The organism is Paraburkholderia sp. (assembly GCF_026225065.1).
Classification (GTDB): Bacteria; Pseudomonadota; Gammaproteobacteria; order Burkholderiales; family Burkholderiaceae; genus Paraburkholderia.
This window is the reverse complement of sequence record NZ_JAMFSB010000280.1, coordinates 1-5,844: the sequence shown is the minus strand read 5'-3', so window position 1 is coordinate 5,844 and position 5,844 is coordinate 1. Positions and strand designations below refer to the sequence as shown.

Genomic DNA, 5,844 nt, shown 5'->3' with positions numbered 1-5,844 from the left:
CGAGCGAGAGCGGGCTGCAGATTCCCGTCGAAATGGTCCACTACGGCGTGACCAAGACGGCGCAGATTGCGGTGGCGCGCGGCATTGCGGAATCCGTCGCGGGCACCGGCATTACCGTCAATAGCGTGCTGCCGGGGCCGACCAAATCGCGCGGCGTGGGCGACTTCGTCGACGGTCTCGCCAAGGCCGACGGCAAAACGTCCGCGCAGGTCGAGAAGGAGTTCTTCGAGCACGTGCGGCCGACTTCGCTGATCAAGCGTTTTGCTTCGACCGAGGAAGTGGCGTCGCTGGTGGCGTACGTCGCGAGTCCGCTGGCATCGGCGACGACCGGCGCTGCGTTGCGCGTCGACGGCGGCGTGGTGAAGAGCGCGTTTTAACGCGGTGATCGGCGCCGCTCGTGGGATCATACGGCTCGCGCAAGGCGCTCACGCCTCGCGAGCCACGGGAAACAGGAGCGGATGAGATGATCGATGGACTGGTGGGTGGGCGGCTCTATGGGGAAGCCCAGATCCGCACTGGACAGAACGGCAAGCGTTTTGTGACGTGCAAGGTGCGTGCGACCACCGGCGATGGCGATACGCTGTTCGTCAACGTGATCGCGTTCGACGATGAGGTGCAGACGGGCTTGCTCGCGTTGAACGACGCGGATAGCGTGGCCTTGAGCGGTGCGCTGACGCCGAAGGTCTGGACCGACAAGAACGGGCTCGTGAAACCGGCGCTCGATATGGTGGCGCATGGTCTGCTGAGCGCGTATCACGTGCGGCGCAAGCGGGCGGCCGTGGGTTCAGAGGCGCCGCAAGAGGATGGCGCGCATCTGGATGATCCGCTTTGAGTGAGGTGTCGGTGGCGGCCGCCAGGCAATGGCCGCCTGGGTCATGCGCGTCAGTGACACACGACCGCACAGGTTACTGCCGTCACACCGGCCGCCGCGCCGAGCACGATCCCTGTAGCAAACGTCTCGACCGACGACGCACAACCCTGCAGATTGAGCACACCCGCTAGTATTAGCAACTTGATTATGCGACTCATTGTTTGAATTCCCCGTGAGTACGCGCGCATCGTAGCAACTAGTTGTCTTTACGGGTCTTTCTCAAACTATCGGCGCCTTACGGGCTTTTTTGTAGCGTCGAATACCGGTCGGGTACAGCAGGCCCAGCGCTTGCAGCGAGACCCACGGCCGCACCCACACCATCGATGGAAAACTGTATAAATATACAGTATAGTGTTCCCTTCAAATCCGCCCTGCGGCGATTGATCCGTATGGTCGGGCGCGGTGAATCATTACGGTCGCAAAGCGGCCGTAAGATGTGGCCAACTCATTCAGACGGTCGGGCAAATTGTCATCTACAGGAAAAATCCGCATTCGCGGAGCGCGTCAGCATAACCTCAAGAACCTCGATCTCGACCTGCAGACAGGCGAGATGACGGTCGTGACCGGTCCTTCGGGGTCCGGCAAGTCCAGCCTCGTGTTCGACACGCTGTACGCGGAAGGGCAGCGGCGCTATGTCGAAACGTTCAGCGCGTATGCGCGGCAGTTTCTCGACCGCATGGACCGGCCACAGGTCGACCGTGTCGACGGCGTGCCGCCGGCCATCGCGATCGACCAGACCAATCCGGTGCGCAGTTCGCGCTCGACGGTCGGCACCATGACCGAGCTCAACGATCACCTCAAGTTGCTGTTTGCGCGCGCGGCCCAGTTATTCGACCGCGAGACGGCGCATGCGGTGCGCCACGACAGCCCCGAGACGATCTACGCCGAGTTGCTCGCACGCGCAGGCGACAGCGACGCGCGCATGGCGATCACGTTCCCGGTTGAATTGCCGAGCACCACCAGCGTCGACGAAGTACAGCAGTGGCTTTCTGCGAGCGGTTATACGCACGTCCAGGCCGAGCGCGAAGTCGCGACCGCCACCGGTCCGCGCAAGGTGCTCGACGTGGTGGCCGACCGCTTCCGCTTGCCGCGCGTGGACAAGACGCGCGTGCTCGATGCGCTGGAAAGCGCGCTTCGCCGAGGTGCGGGCCGAGTCAACATCTATGTGCTGGCCGACGAGCAGGCGCCGCAGATCTGGCGCTTCTCCACCGGACTGCATAGCCCTGATAGCGACATCAGCTATGCCGACCCGCAGCCCGCGCTGTTCTCGTTCAACTCCGCCTACGGCGCTTGCGAAACCTGCCGCGGTTTCGGCCGCGTCATCGGCGTCGATCTCGGCCTGGTGATTCCGGACGCGCGCAAGAGCTTGCGCGCCGGCGCCGTTAAAACCCTGCAGACGCCGGCCTGGAAAGAGAACCAGGACGACCTGATGAAATATGCCGCCAAGGCCGGCATTCCACGCGACAGCTCTTGGGCCCAACTCACCGACGCGCAGCGCGACTGGGTCGTCAATGGCTCACCCGATTGGACCGGCCGGGGCAGCGGTCAGTGGTACGGCATCAAGCGGTTCTTCGAGTATCTGGAATCGAAGGCCTACAAGATGCACATCCGCGTGCTGCTGTCGAAATACCGCAGCTACACGCCCTGCGGCACCTGTGGCGGCGCACGCCTGAAGACAGAATCGCTGTTGTGGCGCCTGGGCAGCAAGGACGATGCCGACGCGGTGCTGCCGCCGTCGCAGCGCTTCATGCCGATAGGCGTCGCGTGGCGGCGCGACCAGCTCGAAGCGCTACCCGGGCTGACCTTGCACGACTTGATGCTGATGCCTATCGAGCGGGTCCGACGTTTTTTCGACACTCTCACGCTACCGAGCACGTTGCTCGATGACGCGCTGAAACTCTTGAGCGACGAGGTGCGCACGCGGCTTAAATATCTGTGCGATGTCGGCCTCGGCTATCTCACGCTCGATCGCCAAAGTCGTACGCTGTCGGGCGGCGAAGTGCAGCGTATCAACCTGACCACCGCGCTCGGCACTTCGCTCGTCAATACCTTGTTCGTATTGGATGAGCCCAGCATCGGGCTGCACCCACGCGATATGGGCCGCATCGTCGAAGCCATGCACCGCTTGCGCGATGCCGGCAACACGCTGGTGGTGGTGGAGCACGACCCCGCCGTGATGCTGGCCGCCGATCGCCTGATCGACATGGGGCCCGGACCCGGCGAGCGTGGCGGCAAGATCGTTTATGACGGCACGCCCGATGGGATTCGCGAGGTCAATACGCTGACTGGTGTTTATCTGGGCGGGCGCAAGCAGGTGGCGGATGCCGCGAGCTGGTCACGCCGCACGGTCGACGTGAACACGCCGAGACTGACGTTGGCTGGCGTGCGCGAACACAATCTGCGCAACGTCACCGTGGAAATTCCGTTGCAGCGGCTGGTGTGCGTCACCGGCGTGTCGGGTTCGGGCAAATCGACCTTGTTGCAGGATGTGCTGTACCCGGCGTTGGCGCGCCACTTTGGCAAGGCGACCGAGTCGCCCGGTGTCTACGATAGCCTCAGCGGAGCCGACCGGATCGACGACGTGATCTTCGTCGACCAGTCGCCGATTGGCAGGACCGCACGTTCAAACCCCGCGAGCTATGTCGGCGCGTTCGATGAGATCCGGCTGTTGTTTGCGAAGGCGCCGCTCGCGCAGCAACGCGGTTATGGCGCCTCGACGTTCAGCTTCAACGCGGGCGACGGGCGTTGTCCGACTTGCGGCGGTTCGGGTTTCGAACACGTCGAAATGCAGTTCTTGAGCGACGTCTATTTGCGCTGCCCCGATTGCGACGGCCGCCGTTATCGCGCCGAAATTCTCGAGGTGAAAATTGCGCGCGGCGCACCGGGCAAACGCATGCGCGACCTCAGCGTGGCCGATGTGTTGGAGCTCACCGTGAGCGAAGCGGTGGTGCTGTTCGCGAGCGACGCCGAGGTGCTGCGCGTGTTGCAACCGATCGTCGATGTGGGTCTGGAGTACGTCAAGCTGGGGCAGCCGGTGCCGACCTTATCGGGCGGCGAAGCGCAACGTCTGAAGCTGGCGGGCTATCTGGCGGAGACTGCACAGCGGCCGGGTAAGAACGCAAAAGCGTCCGTGAAAGCGTCGAAGGCGTCCGGCACGGGCAGCAAGCTCTTCATGTTCGACGAACCGACAACCGGCTTGCACTTCGACGACATCGCCAAGCTGATGCGCGCGTTCGGCAAACTGCTAGACGGCGGTCATTCGCTGATCGTCATCGAGCACAACCTCGACGTGATTCGCGCGGCCGACTGGCTGATCGATCTAGGCCCGGAAGGCGGCGAAGCGGGCGGCGAGTTGCTGTTTGCGGGCACGCCTGACGCAATCCAGGATTGCGCGCCATCGCATACCGGCCACGCGCTGCGTGCCTACACGCGCTCGGTGGGCATGAGCGCGGAGCGTGTCGAGCAAGACGGCGTGCCGCTGCAAGCGGCCTTGAAAGCCGCGCGGGCGCGTCGCGAACTCGAAGGCGAAAACGTCATCCGTATCGTCAACGCGCGTGAGCACAATCTGAAATCGCTGGGCGTCGATATTCCGCACGGCAAGTTCAACGTGATCACCGGCGTGTCCGGTTCGGGCAAATCGACCTTGGCCTTCGATATCCTGTTTCATGAAGGGCAGCGCCGCTATCTGGAATCGCTCAACGCCTATGCGCGTTCCATCGTGCAACCGGCCGGGCGGCCCGAAGTCGACGCTGTCTATGGCATTCCGCCCAGCGTCGCGATCGAGCAGCGTTTGTCGCGCGGCGGGCGCAAGAGTACCGTGGCCACCACCACCGAGGTATGGCACTTCCTGCGCTTGCTCTACGTGAAGCTGGGCATACAGCACTGCATCCACGACGGCGCCGCGGTGACTTCGCAAAGCGCCGACTCGATCGCGGCGCAATTGCTGCGCGAGCACCGCAATCAGCATGTGGGTTTGCTCGCGCCGCTGGTGGTGAACCGCAAGGGCGTCTACACCGATCTCGCCAAATGGGCCAAGGCTCGCGGTCACACGCACTTGCGCGTCGACGGCGAATTTGTCACGGTCAACCCGTGGCCCAAGCTCGATCGCTTCAAGGAACACACCATCGAGCTGCCCGTGGGTGACCTCGTCGTGTTGCCTGAGCGTGAGGCGGCGCTGCGCGAGTTGCTCGCGCAGGCGCTCGATGCGGGCAAAGGCGTGATGCATCTGCTGGCGCCACTGGACGGCCTGGGTGTGGCGATGCGTACGGGCAAACCTAGCGCGCAGATCGGAACGGTCAAGGTGTTCTCGACCAAGCGCGCATGCCCGGTGTGCGGCACCAGTTATCCGGAGCTGGACCCGCGCATGTTCTCGTACAACAGCAAGCACGGTTGGTGCACCACGTGCGTGGGCACCGGTCTTGCGCTCACGCGCGAGCAGCGCGAAGCCTACGACGACACACGCGTCGCCGAGGATGGCCGCGGCCGCGAGCAAACCATACCCGCAGAGGAGCAGGAGGTCGAGGGCGTAACCGATCAACCGTGCACCGACTGCGGTGGCACACGCCTCAATGCGGTGGCGCGCGCGGTCAACTTCCACGGGCACCCTATCGTGGAAGTCGCGCAATGGACCGTGATCGAGGCGCGGCAGTGGGTTGCGCAATTGCGCATGGTCGGGCGCGACGCCGAAATCGCGCGCGATCTCGTCAGCGAAATCAAGGCGCGATTGGAATTCCTGGAGGAGGTCGGCCTGGGCTACTTGAGCCTGGAGCGCGCCGCGCCCACGCTGTCGGGCGGCGAAGCGCAACGCATCCGGCTCGCGGCGCAACTGGGCAGCAACTTGCAGGGCGTGTGCTATGTGCTGGACGAACCGACCATAGGCTTGCATCCGCGCGATAACCAGATCATGCTGGTCGAGCTGCGCAAGCTGGGCGAGAAGGGCAACTCGTTGGTGGTGGTCGAGCATGATGAAGATT

The 5,844-nt window shown here is 63.8% G+C and carries 4 protein-coding genes; 3 read left to right on the top strand and 1 reads right to left on the bottom strand.

Translation table 11 applies throughout. The features are described from left to right. Positions 1 to 377: SDR family oxidoreductase (locus M0954_RS19895; protein WP_297355063.1), on the top strand; the 377-nt coding region annotated here is incomplete at its 5' end. 86 nt (positions 378 to 463) lie between these two features. Then, a complete protein-coding gene (locus M0954_RS19890) occupies positions 464 to 832 on the top strand; it encodes a single-stranded DNA-binding protein (RefSeq protein WP_122154281.1) in 369 nt (122 codons plus the stop codon). Positions 833 to 882: 50 nt separating this feature from the next. Here the strand turns inward: M0954_RS19890 and M0954_RS19885 are convergent, their stop codons facing one another. Continuing rightward, positions 883 to 1,029 carry a hypothetical protein gene (locus M0954_RS19885; RefSeq protein ID WP_166660694.1) on the bottom strand — a complete coding sequence of 49 codons (147 nt, stop codon included), beginning with the start codon at positions 1,027 to 1,029 and terminating at the stop codon, positions 883 to 885. 308 nt (positions 1,030 to 1,337) lie between these two features. Between M0954_RS19885 and uvrA the strand changes: the two genes are divergently transcribed. Beyond that, on the top strand, positions 1,338 to 5,844 hold a 4,507-nt coding region (gene uvrA / locus M0954_RS19880; RefSeq protein WP_297355061.1), incomplete at its 3' end, for an excinuclease ABC subunit UvrA.

Excerpts from the sequence above, each read along its gene's own strand:
- M0954_RS19890 (WP_122154281.1), top strand. The coding sequence starts at position 464 with ATGATCGATGGACTGGTGGGTGGGCGGCTCTATGGGGAAGCCCAGATC.
- M0954_RS19885 (WP_166660694.1), bottom strand. The coding sequence starts at position 1,029 with ATGAGTCGCATAATCAAGTTGCTAATACTAGCGGGTGTGCTCAATCTG.